Origin of the sequence: Nocardiopsis sp. YSL2 (assembly GCF_030555055.1) — a bacterium.
Lineage (GTDB): Bacteria > Actinomycetota > Actinomycetes > Streptosporangiales > Streptosporangiaceae > Nocardiopsis.
The window spans coordinates 3,685,045-3,706,848 of the sequence record NZ_JAMOAO010000001.1; the positions used below are offsets into that span (position 1 = coordinate 3,685,045).

Here is a 21,804-nt window from a genome sequence, read left to right on the forward strand (position 1 = left end):
CGGGTCCCGAGGGGTTTCGGCCTTCCGGGGCGGGGTCAGCGCATGGCCGCGACCGTGCGGCCGAGCCGGCGCAGGCGGGCCAGGTTCGCCTCGTACCGGGCTCCGACGACCAGCAGCAGCGCGCCGACCACCGCGAACGGGACCCAGTTCGGCAGGAGCAGGGCCAGGTCCCACAGCGGCGGACCGAAGGCCCGCAGCGAGGTCAGGACCAGGGCCGCCCCGCCGATCACCAGCGCGGCCTGGAGCCGTCGGCGCAGCCCCCACACGGCCACGGCCAGACCGGCGACGAGTACCGCCGGCACCCGCCAGAACAGATCCTCCGCTCCCAGCACCAGCCCGACCGTGGGCAGCAGGAGCAGCGCGAGCCCGCCCCCGTAGGCGGCCCAGCTCGACGGGGGGACCTCGGCCTTGCGGCTCCACTCCCAGCCCAGGACCAGCGCGGCCAGCGCCGGAACGACCGTGTACGCCTCGGCGGCGCCCACGTCCCAGGCGGCCAGCACCGTCCACAGCGCGATGAGCATCAGCAGGCCCCCGACCACGGCCAGCGGCCGTCGACCGGGACGGACCGCGCTGGCCAGGGCGATGACACCGAGCACCGCCAGGGCGACCGCGACCAGTTCCGGCCGGGGCTCGGCGAGCGCGCCGAACCGGTCGGGGCCCGGCACCCCGACCCGGGTGTGCGCGAGCGAGCTGATGCCCAGCGCCGCCACGGCCCACACCGCGGCCGGGCCCTCCGTGGCCTCCAACAGCGGCGACCGCAGCCGGGGCGCGACCGCCGCCACACCCGCCACCACCACGAGGGGCCCCAGGGCGGCGAGCTGGACGGGCACGTCCAGGGCCAGCGGGAGCGCCAGCGCGAGGCCGCCGGTGGCGGCGGTGGCGAGGGCGGTGGCGCCCACGGCCGTGACCGTCGTCCGGGACAGCGCCGCGGCGAAGGAGGCGGTCACCGCGACGAACGCCAGGACCGCAGCGGTCGTGAACGGCTCGGCCAGGGACCAGCCGAACCCGAGCAGCAGGACGAAGAGGCCGGTCGAGGCGGGCAGTCGGCTCAGCCGCGGATCGGCCAGGCGCGCCGCCCACAGGGCCAGTCCGGCGCCTACCGCCAGAGTCCACACCAGGGCGGTGAGGAAGGGCGCCCCGAGGGCCACCGGCAGCGGGAGCAGCGCGGCCGGACCCGCGAGCGCGGCGGCGTGGGGGACACGGGGCCGGTCCACCAACCGGGCCGCGAGCACGGCCAGCGCGCCCGCCAGGAGACAGCCGACCGCGAAGGCCAGGCCGGTGGCGGTGTCGGTCGGCCCCGGAAGCCCGAGGAAGGCGTGCGCCGGGCCGATGAGTGCCTCCGGGGGCGCCGCCGCCACTCCGTGGCTCCGCGAGACGAAGGCGAGGACGGGCAGGCCCGGCGGCCCGGCGACCAGCGGGGCGAGCGTCAGCAGGACCAGGCCCGCCACGCTGTACGGGGACACCGAGGGCGCCGGGTGGATCGTCGGACGCGGAGCACCGGGGGGTGCGCCGACGGGCGCGCCCGTCGGCGGGGCGGTGCCCGACGCGCGGGACGTGTCCGCTCCGGCGAGGCCCTGGGGCGCGGGCGCGGCCCCCGCGGACGGGCGCACGGTGGCGGCCGGCACCGGCCAGGGCCCGGCGTGGGGGAGGCGTCCGAGGACCAGGGCGGCCGTCGCGACGACCAGGACGGCCAGCGACGACAGGGCCCAGACGGAGGGTACGTGCCGGGCGGCCGCGGCGGAGTCGACCACCAGCGCTCCGACCAGGACCAGGCCGACGACGCCGATCGCGAGCACCGAGGCGTACACCAGACGGACCGGCGAGCCCGAACGGCCCGTTCCCGGCCTGCCCAGGCGGCGCAGTTCGAAGGCGCCCAGCAGGGCGGCGCACGCCACCAGGACGGCGGCGACCAGGCTGGTGTACCGCTCCGGCAGGGCCCACGCCACGCCGAGTAGGAGCGTGGCGATCCCGGTGGCGGTGGCGACCCAGGCGTGCGGCCGCTCCCCGGTCCTGGCCACCGACAGCGCCAGCGCGGCGCCGACCGCCAGCGCCCACACCACGGCGACGACGTAGGGCAGGCCGAGGACCACCGGAAGCGGAACCAGCGCCGCGGGGACGGTCAGGGCCATCGCGGCCGGCACCAGCCCCGGATCGGCGAGCCGCACGATCACGACCGCCAGGGCGGCGGCTCCGACCAGGCCCAGCACGGACAGCGCGGCCGCGCCCGCTCCGGGCCGGGCGGAGTACCCCAGCACGGCGGACGCGGGTTCGAGCATCTCCGCCAGCGGGGCCGCCCATACCGCGTGGGGTCCGGCGAACAGCGGAGCCGAGGGCGACCCGTGGACCAGTGCCGCCAGCGGCGCCAGCGGCAGCAGGAGCAGGCCGGCCCACGTCAGCGCGGGTCGGGGATCCGGCGCGGATCCGTTCACGAACGGGGGAGCGATCCGGCCGAGCCGGAGGGCGGTCGCCCCCGCCAGCAGGGCCAGGACGGCCAGGAGCCACCACTGGACCCGGTCCGGCCGCGGCATGTCCAGGAGCGCGACCACCAGGGGAGCGCCGACCAGGAGGACCACCAGCCACAGGGCGGACGCGACCGCGTACAGGGTCGTGGCGGCGCCGTCGGCGCGCCCCTCGGGGATCCGGCGCACCGCCAGGGCGGCGACCAGCGCGCTCGTCGCCATCAGGAGCAGGGCCGCCGCGGACGTGTACCACTCGGGCAGGGCCCAGGCCAGACCGGTCAGCAGGGTGAGGAACCCGGTGAGGGCGGGGACGCGGCTCCGGTGGCCGGTGCGCAGCAGCGTGGCCCACACGATCAGCGCGGCGCCCAGCAGCAGCGCCCACACGGCCGCCGCCACCAGCGGGAAGCCCAGCAGGAGCGGTACCGACAGCAGGGTCGGGGGAGCCACCAGGGCCAGCGCGGGGACGAGGAGCGCGCGGCGCAGCAGCACCACCAGGCCGACGGCCAGGGCCGCACCGAGCAGGATCGCCGCCAGTTGGACCGGCGCCGACGGGGTCGCCGAGCCGTAGGGGAACAGGGCGAGGACGTCGGTGGCCGGGCGCATCGCCAGGGAGGGATCGCCGGACCACGCCCGCCCGGGCAGGCGGGGCAGGACCGGCAGGTGGGTGGGGCCCGCGAGCAGGGGGACCAGGCCGAGGGCCAGGAGCGCGGTGACGGAGTGGAACCGTCCCCGCGCGCGCTCGGAGGGGGTGGTGCGCGGCAGCCGCGCCAGGAGCAGCGAGGTCGCCCCGGCGGCCAGCAGCGTGGCCGCCGCCGACCACCACCGCAGCGGGTCGGTCACGGTGGACATCAGGGTCACGGCCAGGGCGGTGAGTCCGATCGCGGCGGCCCACACGACCAGCGCGACCACGTGCAGGGTGCGGACGGGGACACCGGGGCGCGGGGCGCCGAGGCGGGCCTGGACGAGCACGTCGAGCAGAGCGGTCGCCGCGAGGGCGGTCACCGTCCAGGCCCAGCGCCCGTCCCAGGTGGAGGCGGCCACGACCAGCAGCGGAACCGGCTGGACCAGCAGGACCGCGATCACCCGGGGTACCCGCAGGGGGACCAGCAGCGGATAGAGGACCAGCAGCGCGCCGATCACCGCCAGCGCGGCCGCCGCGTATCCGGCGCCGTTGGTGATCCCGTCGGAGATCAGGTAGAGGGCGAGCGCGTCGACGCACAGCAGCGCGGCGCCCAACGCGCCGAAGGTCTCGGCGGTCGAGGTCAGCCCGCGCCGGTGCAGGGGGAGGGCCACGCCCGCGAAGAACAGGGTGGTCAGGGCGAGGATCAGCGCGCGCGTACCCGTGGTGAGGTCGCTCCACGTCCACACCGCGAACACCAGGGCGGCGATGCCGACGAGCAGCCCGCCCAACCCGAGGATGAGGTTCTGGGCCGAGAGCCGCGACAGTTCCGAGCGCCGCCGCGCGCGCTGAGGTGGGCTCGCGACCGCCGCCGGGGGCTCGGACCAGGCCGACCGCGCGGCGTGGGCCGGGTCGGCGGTCGGGGCCGGCGGGGCGGGCGCTGGGCGTGCCACGGACTCCCGTCGCAGGAGTCGGTGGACCTCGGTGCGTTCCGCCCGCAGTCGGCGCGACCGGTCGGCCAGTTCCACGAGCTGGGTGTCGATCTCCCAGAGCCGCTGCGCGAGCGGGCCGACGAGAACGAGGGAGCACCGGGGGCAGGCCGCCGCACCGGGCCGGAACGGCGCGGCGCAGTCGGGGCACCGCAGGGGCGGGGCCGCGGGGGAAGGCGATCCGTGGGCGTTCATACCGACATAGTGGTGGCAAACGCGGACGATGGCATCCGTACACGTACTCAGGGCAAGTTCCTGTGCGTCATCCCGGGCGCCCGTGGCGCCGTGCCCAGCCGCTTCCGGACACCGGGGGTTTCGGTCTCCGTCTGAGGACACCGAGAGAGTCGCCACACCCACCTGACGAGTTGACCCTCTCTTGACTCTTCGTGATACTCCGCAGGTCAAAGGCCCGAAAGATGGGCACATTCCGTGATGTGATCCAAGACATAGTAAATATGGCGTTACTTGGCCGTGACGATGATGCAGGCTGAATCCGCTGCACAGAGCACCCCCAACCGTGTGGGAGCCCCGAGCACGGACGGTCGAACGGCATGGCCCTTCCCACCGCGCGCCACCCCGGGCCACGCGGAGAGCGGCGAACAACACCCACGGGCCCTCCGTCCGTGAGCGTCAACGCGCGAAAGGGCGATCTTGCTACTCCATCGGATCTCACTGCGTCATGCCGGTGCCATCGGCGCCGCGACGCTCGTCGCCGGAACCACCTTCAGCGTGGCGGCCTTCGCCCGGACCGGCGATGCCGACCCCGGGCAGGTGGCCTCCGCCGTCGTCGCGGCCCCGACGACCCCCGACGCCGAGGCCGCCGAGGACGACTTCTTCGCGGCAGCGCCCACCCGGTCCGAGGAGGACCTGGCGGCCGCGCGCGAGGAGTCCCGCAGCGCCGCCGAGGCCGCGACGGCCGAGGCCGTGCAGTCCTCCAGCGGTGAGGGCGAGGACGTCCCCGAACCCGAACCGGAGCCCGAGCCCGCCGAGAGCGAGGACTCCTCCGCGGGCGCGTCGGGTCCGTCCGGATCCGCGGCGCCGGTTCCCGCCGGTTCGGCCAAGGAGATCGCCCTGGAGCTGGTGCTGGCCGAGGGGTGGAGCTCCGACCAGTTCTCCGGCTGCCTGGAGCCGCTCTGGGAGAAGGAGTCCAACTGGAACCACACGGCTGAGAACCCGAGTTCGGGCGCCTACGGAATTCCGCAGTCCCTGCCGGGAAGCAAGATGTCCTCCCACGGCGACGACTGGCGGACCAATCCCGCCACGCAGATCGCCTGGGGGATCGACTACATCAAGGGCCGCTACGGGGATCCGTGCGGCGCTTGGTCCCACTCACAAACCAACAACTGGTATTAATAGGGCTTTCCCTGCCCAATACCCCCCTCTTGGGAAAGGCAATCGTGCTACTCAACCGCATGTCGCTGCGCAGTACGGCGGCCGTCGGTGCGGCGACGCTCGTCGCGGGCGCGACGTTCGCCGTCTCCGCGTTCGCGGAGGAATCGGTCGACCCGGAGGCCGTGGCCAGTGCCGCCGTCGAAGGGGCCGGGCAGCCCACCCCCTCCGAACCCGACCCCGACACCGAGGCGGAGTTCTTCGCGGACTCGAAGCAGCTGACCGAAGACGAGCTCGCCGCCCTCCGGGAGGAGGCCGCCGGGCAGCGTGACGCCGCCCTCGGCGAGGGCAGGGTCACCGCCCAGGGCGAGGGCCCCGCCATCGAGGAGGAGGTGGAGGAGGAAGAGGAGACCGAGACCCCCTCCGTTCCCGCCGGTTCGGCCAAGGAGATCGCCCTGGAGCTGGTGCTGGCCGAGGGGTGGAGCTCCGACCAGTTCTCGGGCTGCCTGGAGCCGCTCTGGGAGAAGGAGTCCAACTGGAACCACACGGCTGAGAACCCGAGTTCGGGCGCCTACGGTATTCCGCAGTCCCTGCCGGGAAGCAAGATGTCCTCCCACGGCGACGACTGGCGGACCAATCCCGCCACGCAGATCGCCTGGGGGATCGACTACATCAAGGGCCGCTACGGCACCCCCTGCGACGCCTGGTCGCACTCGCAGTCGGTGGGCTGGTACTGACCCGGCCTGCCTGCCCGATACCCCCTCTTGGGAAAGGCAATCGTGTTACTCAATCGCATGTCGCTGCGCAGTACGGCGGCGGTCGCCGCGGCGACGCTCGTCGCGGGCGCGACGTTCGCCGCCTCCGCGTTCGCGGAGGAAACGGTCGACCCGGATGTCGCGGCCGGTGCCGCGGTCGAGGAGGCCGCACCCGAAGCCGACAACGGTGACGAGTTCTTCGCCGCCTCGGAGCAGTTGACCGAGGACGAACTGGCCGCCCTCCGCGAGGCCTCCGCCGGGGAGCGCGACGCCGCTCTGGGCGAGGGCAGCCGTACCGCTCAGGTCGAGGGCACCGCCGTCGCGCCGGAGGAGCCGGAAGAGGAGGAGCCGGAGGAGGGCACCGGCACACCGCCGGTCGGCGGTGGAGACGCCGCGGGGCTCAACTGGCCCGCCCTCGCCCAGTGCGAGTCGGGCGGCGACCCCACCGCGGTCAACTCCGCCGGCGGCTACTACGGCCTCTACCAGTTCAGCACCACCACGTGGCAGTCCGTGGGCGGCACCGGCCTGCCGTCGGAGGCCAGTTCCGAGGAGCAGACCCAGCGCGCCCAGCAGCTCTACAACGCCGTGGGCGGCAACTGGCAGAGCCAGTGGCCCCACTGCGGCGTGCACCTGTTCGACTGACCGTTCCGCGTCGTGTCCGGGGCGGGTCGTGGACCCGTCTCCTGGCACCGCGCGCGTCCCGGACGCGAAGCCACCCGAACGGCGACGGCCCACCCTCGGGCGGCCGGACGCGGACGAACACGGCGGCCCCCGTTCCCACTGCGGAACGGGGGCCGCCGCCGTCGTACGGGGTCAGAGGTTCGGCGAGAACGTCTCGAAGACCTCCTCGGGCAGATCGGCGTAGAAGTCGGCGTCCGAGACCGGGACGTTCACACTCATGAGGTAGAAGGCGCGGTCGCCCTGGTAGTCCGTGCTCATGGCGTAGGACCAGAACCGGCGCTCCTGCGTGGTCCACGAGTCGTTGGTGAACTCCGCCTCGACGCGCGCCACGTCCCAGCCCTCGCCCAGGTCGTGGTCGTCGACCTCCGCCAGGTCCAGCTGCGTGTAGCCGGGCATGGTCTCGCCGCCGGTGTTGGTGCCGCCGTCCGTCTCGCGCAGGAACTCCGCGCTCGTGCCGGTGAACTCCTCCTCGGTCCACCCCGAGACCCACACCTGGTGGTTCCCGCCCTCGGCCAGGATCGCCACGATGGTGTTGTCGATGTCGGAGTCGTCGACGTACCACCCCCGCGGGTGGCCCACGGAGAACCAGTCGGAGTCGAAGGTCTCCAGGGAGTCGTAGGGCGGCCGGCCCCCGCCGTCGCCATCGGTGTCGTCGTCGCCGGTCACGGGGCTCCCGGTGGCGCCGGTGCCCCGCTCGCCCGGCTCGGCCTCACCCCCGGCGGGACCGCCGGCCTCGGGAGCCGGTTCGGCGGGCTGGCCGGAGCCGCCGGTGCGGCTCACCGCCACCATGACCGCGACGACGGCGATGAGCAGCAGCGCGACCGCGCCCGCGCCGACGCCGAACAGGACCCGGGACGTCGAGCCCGAGCCCCCGCCGACCCCGCCCGGGCGGAGGTGTCCGGTGGGCGGTCCGCCTCCCGGGTGACCGGCGGACGGGTATCCGCCGGATGCGTGGCCCACGCCCGTCACGGGCCCGCCGCCGTGCCCGGCCGCGTGCCCGTAGGCCGGTGGGCGTCCAGGTCCGGGGAAGGGGGCGGACGGGCCCTGGGGTCCGCCCCCGGGGCCCGGCGCAGGGCCTGGGACACCGGAGGGCCGTGTGGCCGCCGCTGGCCGGTACCCGCCGCTCGGGGACGCGTAGCCTCCGCTGGGGGCGGTGTGGCCGCCGCCGGGTGACGTGTAGGGGCCGCCGCCGTATCCGCCGGTACCGCCCGTACCGGCCGACACAGTGCCCGCCGCACCCGCGGCGGCTCCGGCCGCCGCCGGACCCGCGATGTCCGGGCCGACCCCGGAGCCGGTCGTGCCGTCACCGGCCCCGGCGCCGTCGCGGCGCTCGCGCAGCAGGTCGAGCGCCTGCCCGGTGGTGAGTCGCCGGTCGGGGTCGCGTTCCAGGAGACCCTCGATCACCGGGGTCAGCCACCCCGCGCCCGTCATCGGGGGCAGCTCCGCGGCCATCACCGCGGCGATCGCCGCGGTGATGCTGTCCCGGCGGAACGGCGAGGTGCCCTCGACCGCCGCGAAGAGGGTCACCCCGATGCTCCACAGGTCGCCCCGGTGCTCGGCCGGTCCGCCCTCCAGCCGTTCGGGCGGCATGTACTCGGGTGAGCCGATCAGCGCGCCCGTGCGGGTGATGCTCGGACCGCCCTCCATGGTGGCGATCCCGAAGTCGGTGAGGACGACCCGCCCGTCCGAGGACATCATGATGTTGCCGGGCTTGATGTCGCGGTGCAGGACTCCGGCGGCGTCGGCCGCTCTGACGGCCCTGAGCAGCGACTCGGCGACCGTCGCCGCGGTCCCCAGGTCCAGCGGGCCGTGCGCGTCGAGCGCCTCCTGGAGCGACCCGCCCTCGACGAGCTCCATCACGACCCACGGGTCGCCCCCGGACTGGAAGACGTCGTGGATGGTGATGACGCTCGGATGGGAGATCCGCGCCGCCGACTGGGCCTCCCGGCGCACACGGGCGTGCGCGTCCGAGCGTTCCTCGTCGGTGAAGTGGTCGGGGAGGAGCACCTGCTTGATCGCGACGACGCGGTCGAGAGAGGGGTCGAAGGCCTCCCAGACGACACCCATGCCGCCGCGTCCCAGTTCACGGCGCAGGACGTAGCGGTCCGCGACGATGTGTTCGCTGTCGCTGTTGCTCGACATGTACTGCCCTCTCGAGGCGGGCTGCTCTCCGGTGCAAGGGGTTCGGAACCAGATGTACTGGTACGACTGTCCGACGTCCACCCCGGGCCAAAGGTTCCGGACGGTGCGGGAGCGGAACCGAACCGCGACCCGGGGCCGCGGCGGCCGTGCGCAGACGGGAGGGGCACCCCGCCGCAGCGGGGTGCCCCTCACCGATCACCGCGGTGCCGACTACTGGGAGTTGGTCATCTTCAGCACGTCGAGTGCGGCGTCCAGCTGCTCCTCGGTGAGCTTGCCGTCCTTGACGTAGCCGCGCTCCAGCACGACCTGGCGGATCGTCTTGCGCTCGGCCAGCGACTGCTTGGCGACCTTGGCGGCCTCCTCGTAGCCGATGTAGCGGTTGAGCGGCGTGACGATCGAGGGGGAGGACTCCGCGTAGGTGCGGCACTGCTCCTCGTTGGCCTCGATCCCGGCCACGCAGCGGTCGGCGAACAGGCGGGAGACGTTGGCCAGCAGGCGGATGGACTCCAGCACGTTGCGGGCGATCATCGGCAGCTGCACGTTGAGCTCGAAGTTGCCGCTGGCCCCGCCGAAGGCGACGGCGGCGTCGTTGCCCACGACCTGGGAGGAGACCTGGAGCATGGCCTCGCACAGGACCGGGTTGACCTTGCCCGGCATGATCGAGGAGCCCGGCTGCAGGTCGGGGAGGAAGACCTCGGTCAGACCGGTGGTCGGGCCCGAACCCATCCAGCGGATGTCGTTGGCGATCTTGCAGTAGCCGACCGCGATCGTCCGGAGCTGGCCGGAGAGCTCGACGAGCCCGTCGCGGGCGCCCTGGGCCTCGAAGTGGTCGCGGGCCTCGGTCAGCGGCAGGCCGGTGTTCGCGGCGATCTCGGCGATGACCCGCGAGGCGAAGCCCTCGGGGGTGTTGATGCCGGTGCCGACGGCGGTGCCGCCGAGGGGCAGTTCGGCCACGCGCGGCAGGACGGCCTCCAGACGCTCGACCCCGTAGCGGACCTGCGCGGCGAACCCGGCGAACTCCTGGCCGAGGGTGACCGGGGTGGCGTCCATCAGGTGGGTGCGGCCGCTCTTGACGACGGACGCGAACTCGACGGACTTGCGGGTGAGCTCGCCCTCCAGGTGGCGCAGCGCGGGGATCAGCTCGTTCTGCACGGCCGAGGTGGCGGCGATGTGGATGGACGACGGGAACACGTCGTTGGAGGATTGCGAGGCGTTGACGTGGTCGTTGGGGTGCACCTCCAGACCGGTGCGCTCCTTGGCGACGGTCGCCACGACCTCGTTGGTGTTCATGTTGCTGGAGGTGCCCGAACCGGTCTGGAAGACGTCGATCGGGAACTCGTCGTTCCACTTGCCGTCGGCGACCTCCAGGGCCGCGTCGCGGATCGCCTTGCCGAACTCGTCCGTGATGACGCCCAGTTCGGCGTTCACCTTGGCGGCGGCGGCCTTGATCTGGCCGAGAGCGGCGATGTGGGCGCCCTCCAGGCCCTGGCCCGAGATCGGGAAGTTCTCGACGGCACGCTGGGTCTGGGCCCGCCACTTGGCCTCGGCGGGAACCCTGACCTCACCCATCGAGTCGTGCTCGATACGGAACTCACTCATCGCTGGCCCATCTCTCCTGGGAAAACCTGTGAGACAAGCCTGCCAGACGCACAGAAGGACGGCGTCACTCACCCTGAGTTGGTGGTGTTGCACGCGTCATGTTGACATCCGCGCAGGTGGGGACACACGTGATCAGGAGCTGATACCGCGTTGGGGGCGGCGCCGGCCCAGGCCGAGGAAGCGCCGCCGCCGGGGCGCCCGCACGCGCACGACCCCGAACACGCTGAACCCGTCGACCTCCATGACGGGCGGGCTCGGAAGCTCGGACCGCTGCGCGTTGGTGGAGCGCCGACCGAGGAAGCTCCAACCGGTCATCCGCACCTCGACACCCTCGGGGACGTCGATCTCGACCCGGCCGAGGAACGCGTGGACGACGATCCGGTGGTGGTTGCGCAGCAGGAGGGCTTCGCGCATGTCGACGTCGACGCGGCCGGCGAAGGCCGCGACCAGCTCACCGGGCATGGCCACCCAGCGGCCGCGGCGGGCGACGCGTCCGAACAGCCCGATCACGGGCTGGGAGTCGAGCCGGATGGGCTGCTGGTCGGCGGGGACGAGGTCGGCGGTCACGCCGGGCAGTTCGCCCAGGGTCCGGGCCTCCTGCACGAGTGCGGAACGCTCCTCGAACTCCTCCAGGTCCAAACGGCCGTCCGCGGTGGCCTCGCGCAGCACCTTCAGGACCCGTTCACGGTCGGCGTCGGAGGCACGGAGCCTGGCGGGGGACAGTTCCTCACTCACGTCGGTCAACACTAGAGCAACCCTTCCCTCATGTCCGTCGTCCCGGTGCCGGTTGGCCGCACGGACGATGGCGGGCGACGGGTGGGCCCGGGCGCCGGGCCCACCCGCGTCACAGATCGATCAGCACCCGCCGGGCGACGGCGGTGGCCGAGGGCCGGGTGGCGGCCAGCGGGCGGACCGCCATCCGCACCAGCGCCCTGGCGTTGTCATCGCCCGCGACCCGGTTGGCACTGAGCCCGCCGCAGCGCGTGCAGCGGTGGATGATCATCCACTCCCCGTCCGGCCGCGCCGAGATGCTCACCGCGTCCATGCGCCCCCGGCAGTCCGCGGCGCGGTCGCCGGGTCTCCGACGGTCCACGTGCAGGCTGGCCAGGCAGTGCGGGCAGTGGTTGCGGTGCGCGGTCCCCGGCGCGTCGGCGGGGACCTCCAGACGGCACCGCACACAGCGGAACGACCCGGACCGGCCGGCCTCGCCGTGGGCGTGCAGGACGGTCTTCGGGCGCTGGGTGCGCCGTCGGCCGCGCGTGTTGCGCCGACCCATGCTCACACCTCCCCGAACAGGTCGAGCGGGAAGGGCGGTTCGGCGAGCGGCCGTACGGCCAGGCGCATCAGCACGAGGTGGTTGTCGTCCGCGCAGACGGCGCTCTCCGACAGCTCGTCGCACATGGTGCAGCGGTGGATGAGACGCCACGCCCCGCCGCGCGGAACGGCGATGGAGATCGGGACCATGCGGCCGCCGCAGTCGGCGGCACCGCCCTCGACCTGGTCGACGACGTGGCGCGAACTCAGGCAGCTGGGGCAGTGGTCGCGTCGAGCGCCCTCGGGGTCGAGGACGGAGGTGGTCAGCCCGCAGCGCACGCAGGTGAAGGTGGTGGTGCGCAGGACGGGGCTGGGTTCGGTGGTGGACACCCGGGAACTCCTTGCTGGACATCGGTATCGGGCAGCAGGAGCAGGCCGAGCGGTTTCGACGGTGGGGCGGGGCGTGTCCGTCAGCGGGCCGTGAGCGGCCGGGGACGGGAGCAGCCCGCACGGTGGTCAAGCGCGCTCGGCGCGATCCGGGTCATCAACATCCTCCTGTGGCCCCGGTCGGCTGGTGCGCGCCCGGGCGGGTCGTCGTGGTTCGGCCGATCCTAGGAAGGGTCCGGTTCCCCGCGCAACGGATTTTTCGCGCCCGGCGGGAGCGCGGAGGGGTCCGTGCCCGGCGCGCCGGTACGGGAGGGGTGGTCCGCCTGCTCCCGGTGGCGACCGGAGATCGTGGGACCGGCCGCCTGCCCGCCCGCCGCCGCCCTTCGCGCCCTCCCGCGGGCCGGAAACTCGCTGGATATTCACCCGCGAGTTTGCCACCGTGGCCTCATGACCTCATCTGATCCGGGCCGGAGTGTGCCTGGGAGCGCGTCCATGGGCCCCCGTGACTCCACAGCCGTCCCAGCGCTCCTGCTACGCGGCGTCGTCAAGCGCTTCGGTTCACTGACCGCGGTCGACGGTCTGGACCTCGACGTCCCCCAAGGCGTCGTCCTCGGCCTGCTCGGCCCCAACGGCGCGGGCAAGTCCACCACGATGAAGATGCTCACCGCCCAGAGCCTGGCCGACGAGGGCGAGATCCGCATCCTCGGCCACGAGATCCCCGCCGAGTCGAAGTGGGCGCGCGCCCGCATGGGAGTCGTCCCCCAGCACGACAACCTCGACGAGGAACTCACCGTCGAGCAGAACCTGCGGATGTTCTCCTTCCTCTACCGCGTCCCCCGCCGGCAGCGCCGCGAGGCCATCGCGCGCGCCATGCGCCTGGCCCAGCTCGGCGACCGCGGCGACACCCTCGTGGACGACCTCTCCGGCGGAATGCGCCGTCGGCTCCTCATCGTCCGAGCCCTCCTGCACCGGCCGGAACTCGTCCTCATGGACGAACCCACGGTCGGCCTGGACCCGCAGGTCCGCCAGGACCTGTGGGGCGTCATCAACGCCCTGCGCGCCGAGGGCGTCACCGTGCTGATGTCCACGCACTACATCGAGGAGGCCGAACGGCTCTCCGACGAGGTGGCCCTGATGGCGGCCGGCCGGGTCGTGGAGCGCGGCACCCCCGCCGACCTCGTCGCCAAGTACGCGGGGGCGACCGTGGAGGAGTACGAACCGGGGGAGGACGGCATCGACGCCCTCGAATCCCTCATCCGCGGCCACGGCTTCACCACCCGGCGCACCGGCACGACCGTGTCGGTCCTGCGCGCCGAAGAACTGCCCGAGTCGCTCCGGGACCGGCTGGCCACGCCACTGCGGCGCGCCAGCAACCTGGAGGACGTGTTCGTGACCCTGACCGGGGAGAGTGTGGAATGACCCTGCGACAGACCAGGGAGGACGCCCGGCCGGAGATCCACGCGCGTCCCGGACGGTTCGAGGCCGACGCCGTCATGGGCGTGGTCGCGCGCGAGTGGATCCTGTACGGCCAGTCCTGGCGGGCGACCACCTTCGCCGCGGTGGTGGAGCCGACGCTGTACCTGCTGTGCTTCGGCTTCGGCATGGGCGCCCTCATCGGCACGCTCGCCGGCTACAGCTACATCGACTTCCTCGGCACCGGCATCGTGGCGGTGTCGGTCATGTTCCAGTCGATGATGCCCGCCGTCATCAACACCTTCATCAAGCGCCGCTTCCTGCACACGTACGAGGGCATCCTCGCCACCCCGATCGACGTGCGCGAACTGGTCACGGGCGAGGCGCTGTGGCTGGCCATGCGTTCCGGCGTCTACGGCTGCGTGCCGTTGCTCGTCGCCATCGGCTTCGGGCTGCGGCCCGGTCCCGGCATGCTCCTCGTGCCGTTCATCGCGTTCCTGGCGGGCTTCGCCTTCGCGCTGTTCGGCATCTGGATCTCGGCGGTCATCTCGTCGGTTCGGTCGATGGACTACGTCTTCAGCGGCCTGTTCACACCGCTGTTCCTCGTGGCGGGGACCTTCTTCCCGTTGACCGAGCTGCCCGACTGGGTGCAGTCGGCGGCCATGGTCAACCCGCTCTACCACGCCGTGGAGCTCATTCGCGGGGTGGTCTTCGGCGGTCTGGAGCCCGGGACGGCGCTGGGCCACGTCGCCGTGCTGGTGGCCTTCATCGTCCTGATGTGGTTCCTGGCGGGCTTCCAGATGCGTCGCCGCGTCGTCAGCTGACCCGGGGTCCGCGGGGCCGCGCGCGGGGTCCTGGCCGGACACCCCCGACCGTGCCCCGGCCCACGGGGCCCGACCGGGGCCCGAACGCGGCGGTGGCGCGGGAGGAGACCCTCCCGCGCCACCGCCGTCTGTTCGCGGCTACTCGCCGCCGCTGGGTGCCCAGCGCAGCTCGAAGCTCGCGCGCTCGCCCCCGTCGGTGACGCTGAGCGCCACGCCCACCGCGCCCCACTCGTCCGGGGCGCTGACCTCCTCGGCGGGGACGGCCTGCCGCAGGTCGACGTATCCGGCCAGGACGGCGTCGTCCATCTCCTGCATGGTCTGCTGGAACACCTCGTCGTCGGCCAGGCGCCCACCGCCCGAGCCGTTCGAGACCACCACGGTGTCGCCGTCGGTGCGCACCTGCGGAGCCGAGGTGGCGTAGGGGCCGGCCATCTCCTCGATGAGGGTGTTCAGCACCTGCTCCTCGCCGCCGACCGCGCGGTACTCGAAGGCCGCCTCGTCGGAGCCTCCGGGGGAGAAGTCCATATCGGTGGCGCCGAACGCCGTGGACGTGCCCAGCAGACCGCTGAAGCTGTCCGGCACCGGCACGCCCATGGCGTTGAGCTCCTGCTCCATCTCGGTCTGCTCGCCGCGGCTGAGGAAGGGGATCCCGTCCTCGTAGGCGCTGGTGACGGCCTGGTCCAGGCCGGTGCCGCCGAACGCCATGACGGTGTTCTCGGGCAGGTCGCCCATCGCCCCCACGCTCGCGCCCGGGGACTCCGCGAGCCAGGACAGGTCCGCCTGGTCCACCTCGAAGCCGAACACGTCCATCCGCGCCTCGAGGTAGTCGCCGTCGATCCGCACGGACGCGGTCGCCCGGCCCGACAACGCTCCCGAGCCCGAGGGCAGTTCGGACTCGATGTCCCGCGCGATCTCCTCGACCGCCATCAGGCCGCCCAGGTCCGTCCAGCCGACCGCCACGCTACCGCCGGGCACGTCGGCCAGGTCGCCGGAGAAGGTGTCGCTCTCGTCCAGGGGGCCGTAGTCCTCCACCTGGCGGTTCAGGTCGGCGATCGCGGCCTCGCTGTACGACATCAGCGCGAAGTCGTCCACGATCTCGAAGGCGAGGTCGTCGTTCTGGCTCGCCAGGGTGCTGAGCTGTTCCTCCGCGAGGGCCCCGTCGGTCACCGACAGGGCGATCGCGCCGGTGACACCGGCGCCCTCGGCCGCCTCCTCGTCGTCGGTCGGCCACACCGCGCCGCCGACGCCCTGGCCGATCCACTCCTCCACGTCGGCCTGGTCCGCCTCGGGGAAGGCCTCGACGAAGCCCTCGGCCATCATCGAGGAGGTGTCGCCGTCGGGCTCACCCATCTCCTCGAGCATCTCCTGGGGCAGGCGGTCGACGAACTGGAGCAGTTCGATGGCCTGGGAGCCGTCGATGGCCAGGTCGACCTTGCCGAACGCGATCGCGTTGCCGGGCAGGACGGTCTCGGGCTGCGGCCCGCCGAAGTCCACCAGGGACACCGTCGCCCAGACGGTACCCGCCATGACCACGACGGCCACGCCCGCGGCGGCGGGGATCAGCCAGCGGTTGCGGCGGCCGCCGCCCGAGGGCGGCATCTGACCGCCCGAGTACTGGCCCCCGTAGGGCGGACCGCCGGGCGCGCCGCCGCCGGGCGCGCCGTGCTGCGGGTACGGGGGCTGCTGGTGCTGAGGGGGGTACTGCTGTCCCGGGGCGGCGCCGTACGGAGGGGGGTAGCCCTGTCCAGGTTGCCCAGGCTGCCCGGGCTGCTGCGGCTGCCACTGGGGCTGCTGTGGGGGATCTGGGTAGGACATCGTGCCTCCGACGGGGAATTACGGTGCGCGTGGGCGCGGGGTCGACGTGGGTTCTGATGCAGGGTCACCCCGGTGTGGTTCGCACCCGTTGCCGGTCGTGCGGACGTGCCCGGCTCGGACGGGCGGGTCGGGCCGCGCGTCCGGCTCGGCCCGGACGCGTCGGCACGGCCGGACCCCGGGTTCCGGCCGTGCCGAGACGCGATCCACCGGGGCGGGGTCAGGGAGCGGAGGTCAGGTCCACGCCGCTGTAGGCCGCCAACTTGCTCAGGCGGTGCTCGCTGCGCACCTCGCGGACGGTGCCGCTGCGCCCGCGCATGACCAGGGAGTCGGTGATGACCCGCGAGGCCTCGTAGCGCACGCCTCCGACCAGCTCCCCGTCGGTGATGCCGGTCGCGGCGAAGAACACGTCCTCGGAGGAGACGAGGTCGTCGGTGTGCAGCACCCGGCCCAGGTCGTGCCCGGCCGCGAGGGCCTGGGCGCGCTCGTCCTCGTCCTTGGGCCACAGCCGTCCCTGGATGACGCCGCCCAGGCACTTCATCGCGCAGGCGGTGATGATGCCCTCCGGGGTGCCGCCGATGCCCAGCAGCAGGTCCACGCCGGTACCCGCACGGGCCGCCATGATCGCGCCGGCCACGTCGCCGTCGCTGATGAACTTGATCCGGGCGCCCGCGTCGCGGACGTCCTGCACGATCTGCTTGTGGCGGGGACGGTCCAGGATGACGACCGTGACGTCCTGGGGGGACTTGCCCTTGGCACGGGCCACCGCCCGGATGTTGTCGGCGACCGGCGCGGCGATGTCCACGACGTCGGCTGCCTCGGGGCCCGCGGCCAGCTTCTCCATGTAGAAGACCGCGGAGGGGTCGAACATCGTGTTGCGCGGGCTCATCGCGATGACGGCGATCGCGTTGGGCATGCCCATGGCGGTCAGCGTGGTGCCGTCGATCGGGTCGACGGCCACGTCCCAGCCCTGGCCCCCGCCGTCGCCCACGTTCTCACCGTTGTAGAGCATCGGGGCGTTGTCCTTCTCGCCCTCGCCGATCACCACGGTGCCGTTCATGGACACGGTGCTGATCATGTGCCGCATGCCGCGCACGGCCGCCCCGTCGGCACCGATCTTGTCGCCCTTGCCGACCCACCGGGCCGCCGCGAGCGCTGCGGTCTCGGTGACGCGGACCAGCTCCAACGCGAGGTTTCTGTCGGGCGCCGAGGACTGCGCGGTGGAGCTCGCGGACTGCGACATGGAGGTGACACCTTCCATCAGGGATCAGGGCGGGGGTACACGTCTTAGGGTAGTCACCCGACGTGTTCCCCGACTGGCACGGGTCGCCCGGGGTGTCACACCCCGTCCGGCCCCGAGCGGTGGTCGGCGCCCTTGGGTGCCACCCGGAGCGGGCACGTGGTGGCGGTGACGGTCTACCCTGGCCTGACCCGGACCGGAGTGAGGGCGTGACAGTGGACAAGACGGACAGGCCGGAGAAGGCCGTGCGGGTCTCGCCGCGCGGAGCCGCCACACGCAGTGCTCTGCTCAGGGCGGCCGCCCAGGTGTTCCGCACCGTGGGCTTCGCCAAGGCGGGCGTGAGCGAGGTCGTCTCGGTCGCCGGTGCGAGTGTCGGCAGCCTGTACCACCACTTCACCGGCAAGGCCGACCTCTACCTCGCGCTGTACGAGGAGTTCCAGCAGCGCCAGCAGGAGCGCACCCACCAGGCGGTGGTGGACGCGCGGGCCGAGGGTGAGAGCGATCCCACACGGCTGATGAACATCGCCGCCCGTGCCTACCTGCTCGGCAGCATCGAGGAGCGCGACACCGCGCGGCTGTTCTTCAGCGGCGACGGCCCTCCCGGCTTCGACTACCAGCTCCGCGCCCGGCTCACCCAGTGGAGCGACCGCAACGTGGCCCTGTTCCGCAAGGCCGACGAGCCCGTGGACGAGGCGCTGCTCATCGTGGTGAGCGGGGCCATGCTCCTGGCCGTGGCCGAGGTGGTGCGGCGCGACGACGCCGACGCCTACAAGCTCGCCGACGACATCACGGCGCTGCTCTCGCAGTTCGAGCGCCGGTCCTGAACGCGCCCCCGGGACCGGTAGCGGCACCCCGGATCAGAGGGGTCGCGGACCTGCGGCAAGCTGGTAACCGTCATGAGTGAGTACAGCCGGTCCAACGCCACCTTCAAGAACTACGCCATCTCCCTCGGGATCCTCGTCGCGATCCTGCTGGCCATGGCGTTCGTGGTCTCCACGCGCAGGGGCGAGCACATCCCCTCCGTGAACTACCGCCCCGACGCCGACGTCCTGCGCGAGGCGGCGGACTACCCGGTGACGGTTCCCGCCGAGGACCTCGTCGAGCAGGGGTGGACGCCCACCAGCTCCACCCTCGACGTGAGCGGTCCCGTGCAGTGGAGCGTGGGATTCGCCACCGCCGCGGACAGCCACGCCCGGCTCATCCAGAGCGATGGCGATCCGGCCTCCGTGGTGGCCGAGAGCATCGAGGACGCCGAACCGGTCGGCACGGTCGCCGTGGGCGGCCGGGAGTGGGAGCACTACGACTCCGAGGACTGGGGCGCCCTGGTGTCGCGGGGCGAGGACGTGACCCTGGTGGTGGCCGGAAGCGCCGAGGTGGACGAGCTCGCCCACCTGGCCGGCGGCCTGGAGACGGACCCGGCCGGCTCCGAGTGACCGCCGCCCGCTGATCCGGGCGGGCGGTACCCGGGTGACACGGCGGACACGGGCGGGGGACCCGCGCGCCGAACTGCTCCGCGCGGGTCCCTCCGTGTCCGGTGTGCCGCGGCGCTACTCCGCGCGCAGGTCGCGGCGCAGTTCCTTGGGCAGCGAGAAGGTCAGGGTCTCGTCGGCGGTGGTGACCGGGCTGACGGAGCCGTACCCGTGCCCGGCCAGCTTGTCGAGGAGCTCGCGGACCAGGATGTCCGGCACGGACGCGCCGCTGGTCACGCCGACCGTGGTCACGCCCTCCAACCAGGCGTCCTCCATGAGGGAGGCGTTGTCGATCAGGTGGGCGGCGTCGGCGCCGGCGTCCAGGGCGACCTCCACCAGGCGGACCGAGTTGGAGGAGTTGTCGGAGCCGACCACGATGACCAGCTCGCACTCCGGCGCCATCTCCTTCACCGCGTCCTGGCGGTTGGACGTGGCGTAGCAGATGTCGTCGCTGGGCGGGTCGAGCAGGTTCGGGAACTTCTGGCGCAGGGCGTCGACGGTCTGGGTGGTCTCGTCCACCGAGAGCGTCGTCTGGGAGAGCCACGAGACGTTGTCGGGGTCGCGGACCTCGACCTTGTCCACCTCGTCGGGGCTCTCGACGATCTGGATGTGCTCGGGGGCCTCACCACTGGTGCCCTCGACCTCCTCGTGGCCGATGTGGCCGATGAGGATGATGTCGCGGTCCTCTGAGGCGAAGCGCTTGGCTTCCTTGTGCACCTTGGTCACCAGCGGGCAGGTCGCGTCGATCGTCTTGAGCTGGCGCCGTTCGGCCTGCTCGTGCACGGCGGGGGAGACCCCGTGGGCGGAGAAGACGACGATGGCGCCCTCGGGCACCTCCTCGGTCTCCTCGACGAAGATCGCCCCGCGTTCCTCCAGGGTGCGCACCACGTGCGTGTTGTGCACGATCTGCTTGCGCACATAGATCGGCGCGCCGTACTGCTCCAGGGCCTTCTCGACGGTGATGACCGCACGGTCGACACCGGCGCAGTAGCCCCGGGGGTTGGCGAGTAGCACACGGCGTTGATTCGTCGCAGTCGTCGTCGCAGTCATGTGTTACATCCTAGGTGCGATGAACGGTCCGGTGTGCGGGTGTGGGGGAGGGCACTGAAGTGGGCATTTCGGGCGTATCTGCGGCAAGGGTCACGGAAGCGTGACAGGAAGTATGCGGTTCCACTTCGACGTGGCGAAATCGTTCACTTATCCCCTGCTCATGGTGTTCCTCCCTCCTCTATCCTGGTTCACCATCACATCTGTTATAGGCGGTTCGCCCTCAACTCGGCCTTGCCTGGTTTGCTGGTAGCGCGCCGCTGGCCCAACCGCCGAGATCATCAGGAGCCCCCGTCCTATGTCGAACCCGACGCTCGCCACGAAGCTGAAGACCCTGGTCCAGGGCATCTTCGGCCGAAAGGAGCCGGTCACCGCCACCGTTTCCGCCCCCAAGGACGAGGACACCGCGTCCACGACCGCGGCGGCCGACACGGCCGAGTCCCCCGCCCAGACCCCCGACGAGGCCCCCACCGAGTCGACCGTGGCGGAGGACGCCGAGAAGAAGGACGAGGCCACCGGGGCCGCTGAGGCCACTGCCGAGCCGGCGGTCGAGGAGAAGAAGGCCGAGAAGCCCGAGGCCGAGGACACCTCCGCCGAGAAGCCCTCCGCCGGGAGCGCCGGTGACGGGGCGCCGGCCGCGAACCCCGAGGCGGTCGAGGCGGCGGAGGTCGTCGAGGCCCCCGAGGAGGCGGCCGAGCCCGCCCCCGCGGTGGACGTCGCGAAGGATGGTGCGGCGATCGCCGAGGAGCTCGCCGTGGCCGAGGCCCACACCGAGGTCGCCAGCGACGAGGTGTTCGAGAAGGTGCGCAAGGGCGCCGCCCCGGCGGCCGAGGACCTGGCCGTGCCCACCTACGACGAGCTCACCCTGCCGTCGATCCGCGCCCGGCTGCGCAAGCTCACCATCGAGCAGGTCCGTGACCTGCGCGCCTACGAGGTGGCCCACCAGGGCCGCCCCGAGTTCATCAAGATGTACGACAACCGCATCGCGAAGCTGGAGTCGGGCGAGTAGTCGCCCCCGGCACGCACACCGAGCCCCCTCCCGGACGATCTCCGGGAGGGGGCTCGGCCCGTCTGGGCCCTCGAAACTCGCGCGCGGCGCACCCACGCGGTCCGGTGGAGCAAGCGGCCCGCGGCGGCACGCCGGAGGGCGCAAGGGGAACCCCGCGGCCGTTCCGGTCGTCTAGCTTGCTGACGGGGCGTACCGCGCGCCCCTCGTGCGAAGGGCTCCACATGATGAAGCGACCTCTGGCCGCCGCAGCCGTCCTGGCCGCCGCGTTCTGGGTGACCGGCTGTTCGGTCGACCTGCCCTGGGGCGACGGTTCGGTGTCCGTGGACGAGGACGGTGTCAGTGTCGGCAACGGCGACGGCGAGGTCTCCGTCGACTCCGACGGCGACCCGGCCGTGAGCGTGGACGGGGACGGCTCGCTCACCATCGCCAGCGCCGACGGCACCGTGACCGAGGACTGTGAGGGCCGCACGGTCAACGTGACCGCCAACACGGGCGAGGTCGTCCTCAACGGCGCCTGCGAGCGGGTGAACGTCCTCGGCAGTGACATGACCGTGCACGTGGGCAGCGCCGACACCATCAACGTGGTGGGCGCCGACAACACCGTCCTCCACGCGACCGGCGACCCCTCCATCATCGACGTCGGTACGGGCAACGAGATCTCCGCCGGGGGCGACGCGCAGTCCTGAGCCCGGCCGGGGCCCACCGCCCGGACGGGTGCGGCCCCGGGCGTGGCGGGGCGCGGGTGAGCGGCGCTGTCGTACCGCTGGCCTAGGCTC

18 protein-coding genes are annotated in these 21,804 nt (G+C 72.9%); 9 read left to right on the plus strand and 9 right to left on the minus strand.

The window, feature by feature from the left end; genetic code table 11:
• Window positions 1–35: 35 nt before the first annotated feature.
• Window positions 36–4,262 carry an SCO7613 C-terminal domain-containing membrane protein gene (locus M1P99_RS16440; protein ID WP_304453497.1) on the minus strand — a complete coding sequence of 1,409 codons (4,227 nt, stop codon included), beginning with the start codon at window positions 4,260–4,262 and terminating at the stop codon, window positions 36–38.
• A 456-nt stretch (window positions 4,263–4,718) separates the two neighbouring features.
• Here M1P99_RS16440 and M1P99_RS16445 point away from each other — a divergent pair, with 456 nt between their 5' ends.
• From M1P99_RS16445 to M1P99_RS16455, 3 genes are read left to right on the plus strand one after another with little or no spacing between them, the layout of a single operon-like run.
• Window positions 4,719–5,420: a lytic transglycosylase domain-containing protein gene (locus M1P99_RS16445; RefSeq protein WP_304453498.1), complete on the plus strand. Its 702-nt coding sequence runs from the start codon at window positions 4,719–4,721 to the stop codon at window positions 5,418–5,420.
• 59 nt (window positions 5,421–5,479) lie between these two features.
• Window positions 5,480–6,133 carry a lytic transglycosylase domain-containing protein gene (locus tag M1P99_RS16450; protein WP_304455718.1) on the plus strand — a complete coding sequence of 218 codons (654 nt, stop codon included), beginning with the start codon at window positions 5,480–5,482 and terminating at the stop codon, window positions 6,131–6,133.
• A gap of 57 nt (window positions 6,134–6,190) precedes the next feature.
• On the plus strand, window positions 6,191–6,793 hold the full coding sequence (locus M1P99_RS16455) for a transglycosylase family protein (RefSeq protein WP_304453499.1): 603 nt from the start codon (window positions 6,191–6,193) through the stop codon (window positions 6,791–6,793).
• A gap of 171 nt (window positions 6,794–6,964) precedes the next feature.
• Here the strand turns inward: M1P99_RS16455 and M1P99_RS16460 are convergent, their stop codons facing one another.
• The 5 genes from M1P99_RS16460 to M1P99_RS16480 all read right to left on the minus strand — a co-directional run bounded on the left by M1P99_RS16460 (window position 6,965) and on the right by M1P99_RS16480 (window position 12,217).
• Window positions 6,965–8,974: a serine/threonine-protein kinase gene (locus M1P99_RS16460; protein WP_304453500.1), complete on the minus strand. Its 2,010-nt coding sequence runs from the start codon at window positions 8,972–8,974 to the stop codon at window positions 6,965–6,967.
• A 210-nt stretch (window positions 8,975–9,184) separates the two neighbouring features.
• Window positions 9,185–10,573 (minus strand): class II fumarate hydratase, encoded by a 1,389-nt coding sequence (locus tag M1P99_RS16465; RefSeq protein ID WP_304453501.1) that lies wholly within the window; start codon window positions 10,571–10,573, stop codon window positions 9,185–9,187.
• A 132-nt stretch (window positions 10,574–10,705) separates the two neighbouring features.
• Complete coding sequence (locus M1P99_RS16470; protein WP_304455719.1) at window positions 10,706–11,296, minus strand: DUF1707 domain-containing protein; 591 nt, start codon at window positions 11,294–11,296, stop codon at window positions 10,706–10,708.
• A gap of 121 nt (window positions 11,297–11,417) precedes the next feature.
• Window positions 11,418–11,849 (minus strand): RNHCP domain-containing protein, encoded by a 432-nt coding sequence (locus tag M1P99_RS16475; protein WP_304453502.1) that lies wholly within the window; start codon window positions 11,847–11,849, stop codon window positions 11,418–11,420.
• A 2-nt stretch (window positions 11,850–11,851) separates the two neighbouring features.
• On the minus strand, window positions 11,852–12,217 hold the full coding sequence (locus M1P99_RS16480; RefSeq protein ID WP_304453503.1) for an RNHCP domain-containing protein: 366 nt from the start codon (window positions 12,215–12,217) through the stop codon (window positions 11,852–11,854).
• A 489-nt stretch (window positions 12,218–12,706) separates the two neighbouring features.
• On the opposite strand from M1P99_RS16480, the gene M1P99_RS16485 reads away from it, so the two are divergent.
• Together M1P99_RS16485 and M1P99_RS16490 are read left to right on the plus strand one after the other, a co-directional pair.
• On the plus strand, window positions 12,707–13,633 hold the full coding sequence (locus M1P99_RS16485; protein ID WP_304453504.1) for an ABC transporter ATP-binding protein: 927 nt from the start codon (window positions 12,707–12,709) through the stop codon (window positions 13,631–13,633).
• Complete coding sequence (locus M1P99_RS16490; protein ID WP_304453505.1) at window positions 13,630–14,451, plus strand: ABC transporter permease; 822 nt, start codon at window positions 13,630–13,632, stop codon at window positions 14,449–14,451. The genes M1P99_RS16485 and M1P99_RS16490 overlap by 4 nt, the downstream gene beginning before the upstream one ends.
• Before the next feature lie 138 nt (window positions 14,452–14,589).
• Here M1P99_RS16490 and M1P99_RS16495 read toward each other — a convergent pair whose 3' ends face one another.
• Entirely contained in the window at window positions 14,590–16,266 is a 1,677-nt protein-coding gene (locus tag M1P99_RS16495) for a hypothetical protein (protein ID WP_304453506.1), read from the minus strand.
• A 217-nt stretch (window positions 16,267–16,483) separates the two neighbouring features.
• A complete protein-coding gene (gene glpX / locus M1P99_RS16500; protein WP_304453507.1) occupies window positions 16,484–17,506 on the minus strand; it encodes a class II fructose-bisphosphatase in 1,023 nt (340 codons plus the stop codon).
• Window positions 17,507–17,718: 212 nt separating this feature from the next.
• On the opposite strand from glpX, the gene M1P99_RS16505 reads away from it, so the two are divergent.
• Together M1P99_RS16505 and M1P99_RS16510 are read left to right on the plus strand one after the other, a co-directional pair.
• The gene (locus tag M1P99_RS16505) at window positions 17,719–18,327 is read left to right on the plus strand and encodes a TetR/AcrR family transcriptional regulator (RefSeq protein ID WP_304455720.1); all 609 of its coding nucleotides are present in this window, start codon (window positions 17,719–17,721) and stop codon (window positions 18,325–18,327) included.
• A 72-nt stretch (window positions 18,328–18,399) separates the two neighbouring features.
• Entirely contained in the window at window positions 18,400–18,936 is a 537-nt protein-coding gene (locus M1P99_RS16510; protein ID WP_304453508.1) for a DUF4245 domain-containing protein, read from the plus strand.
• Between the two features lie 114 nt (window positions 18,937–19,050).
• On the opposite strand, the gene M1P99_RS16515 is transcribed toward M1P99_RS16510, so the two are convergent.
• On the minus strand, window positions 19,051–20,022 hold the full coding sequence (locus tag M1P99_RS16515) for a 4-hydroxy-3-methylbut-2-enyl diphosphate reductase (RefSeq protein WP_304453509.1): 972 nt from the start codon (window positions 20,020–20,022) through the stop codon (window positions 19,051–19,053).
• Window positions 20,023–20,317: 295 nt separating this feature from the next.
• Between M1P99_RS16515 and M1P99_RS16520 the strand changes: the two genes are divergently transcribed.
• Window positions 20,318–21,028 (plus strand): hypothetical protein, encoded by a 711-nt coding sequence (locus tag M1P99_RS16520; protein WP_304453510.1) that lies wholly within the window; start codon window positions 20,318–20,320, stop codon window positions 21,026–21,028.
• 221 nt (window positions 21,029–21,249) lie between these two features.
• On the plus strand, window positions 21,250–21,714 hold the full coding sequence (locus tag M1P99_RS16525) for a DUF3060 domain-containing protein (protein WP_304453511.1): 465 nt from the start codon (window positions 21,250–21,252) through the stop codon (window positions 21,712–21,714).
• Window positions 21,715–21,804 lie beyond the last annotated feature (90 nt).

Bases quoted from the DNA above. Each gene is read 5' to 3' on its own strand.
- M1P99_RS16515 (WP_304453509.1), bottom strand. From the start codon at position 20,022: ATGACTGCGACGACGACTGCGACGAATCAACGCCGTGTGCTACTCGCC.
- M1P99_RS16485 (WP_304453504.1), top strand. From the start codon at position 12,707: ATGGGCCCCCGTGACTCCACAGCCGTCCCAGCGCTCCTGCTACGCGGC.
- M1P99_RS16520 (WP_304453510.1), top strand. From the start codon at position 20,318: ATGTCGAACCCGACGCTCGCCACGAAGCTGAAGACCCTGGTCCAGGGC.
- M1P99_RS16475 (WP_304453502.1), bottom strand. From the start codon at position 11,849: ATGGGTCGGCGCAACACGCGCGGCCGACGGCGCACCCAGCGCCCGAAG.
- M1P99_RS16525 (WP_304453511.1), top strand. From the start codon at position 21,250: ATGATGAAGCGACCTCTGGCCGCCGCAGCCGTCCTGGCCGCCGCGTTC.
- M1P99_RS16450 (WP_304455718.1), top strand. From the start codon at position 5,480: ATGTCGCTGCGCAGTACGGCGGCCGTCGGTGCGGCGACGCTCGTCGCG.
- M1P99_RS16460 (WP_304453500.1), bottom strand. From the start codon at position 8,974: ATGTCGAGCAACAGCGACAGCGAACACATCGTCGCGGACCGCTACGTC.
- M1P99_RS16465 (WP_304453501.1), bottom strand. From the start codon at position 10,573: ATGAGTGAGTTCCGTATCGAGCACGACTCGATGGGTGAGGTCAGGGTT.
- M1P99_RS16510 (WP_304453508.1), top strand. From the start codon at position 18,400: ATGAGTGAGTACAGCCGGTCCAACGCCACCTTCAAGAACTACGCCATC.
- M1P99_RS16440 (WP_304453497.1), bottom strand. From the start codon at position 4,262: ATGAACGCCCACGGATCGCCTTCCCCCGCGGCCCCGCCCCTGCGGTGC.
- M1P99_RS16455 (WP_304453499.1), top strand. From the start codon at position 6,191: ATGTCGCTGCGCAGTACGGCGGCGGTCGCCGCGGCGACGCTCGTCGCG.
- M1P99_RS16495 (WP_304453506.1), bottom strand. From the start codon at position 16,266: ATGTCCTACCCAGATCCCCCACAGCAGCCCCAGTGGCAGCCGCAGCAG.
- glpX (WP_304453507.1), bottom strand. From the start codon at position 17,506: ATGTCGCAGTCCGCGAGCTCCACCGCGCAGTCCTCGGCGCCCGACAGA.
- M1P99_RS16490 (WP_304453505.1), top strand. From the start codon at position 13,630: ATGACCCTGCGACAGACCAGGGAGGACGCCCGGCCGGAGATCCACGCG.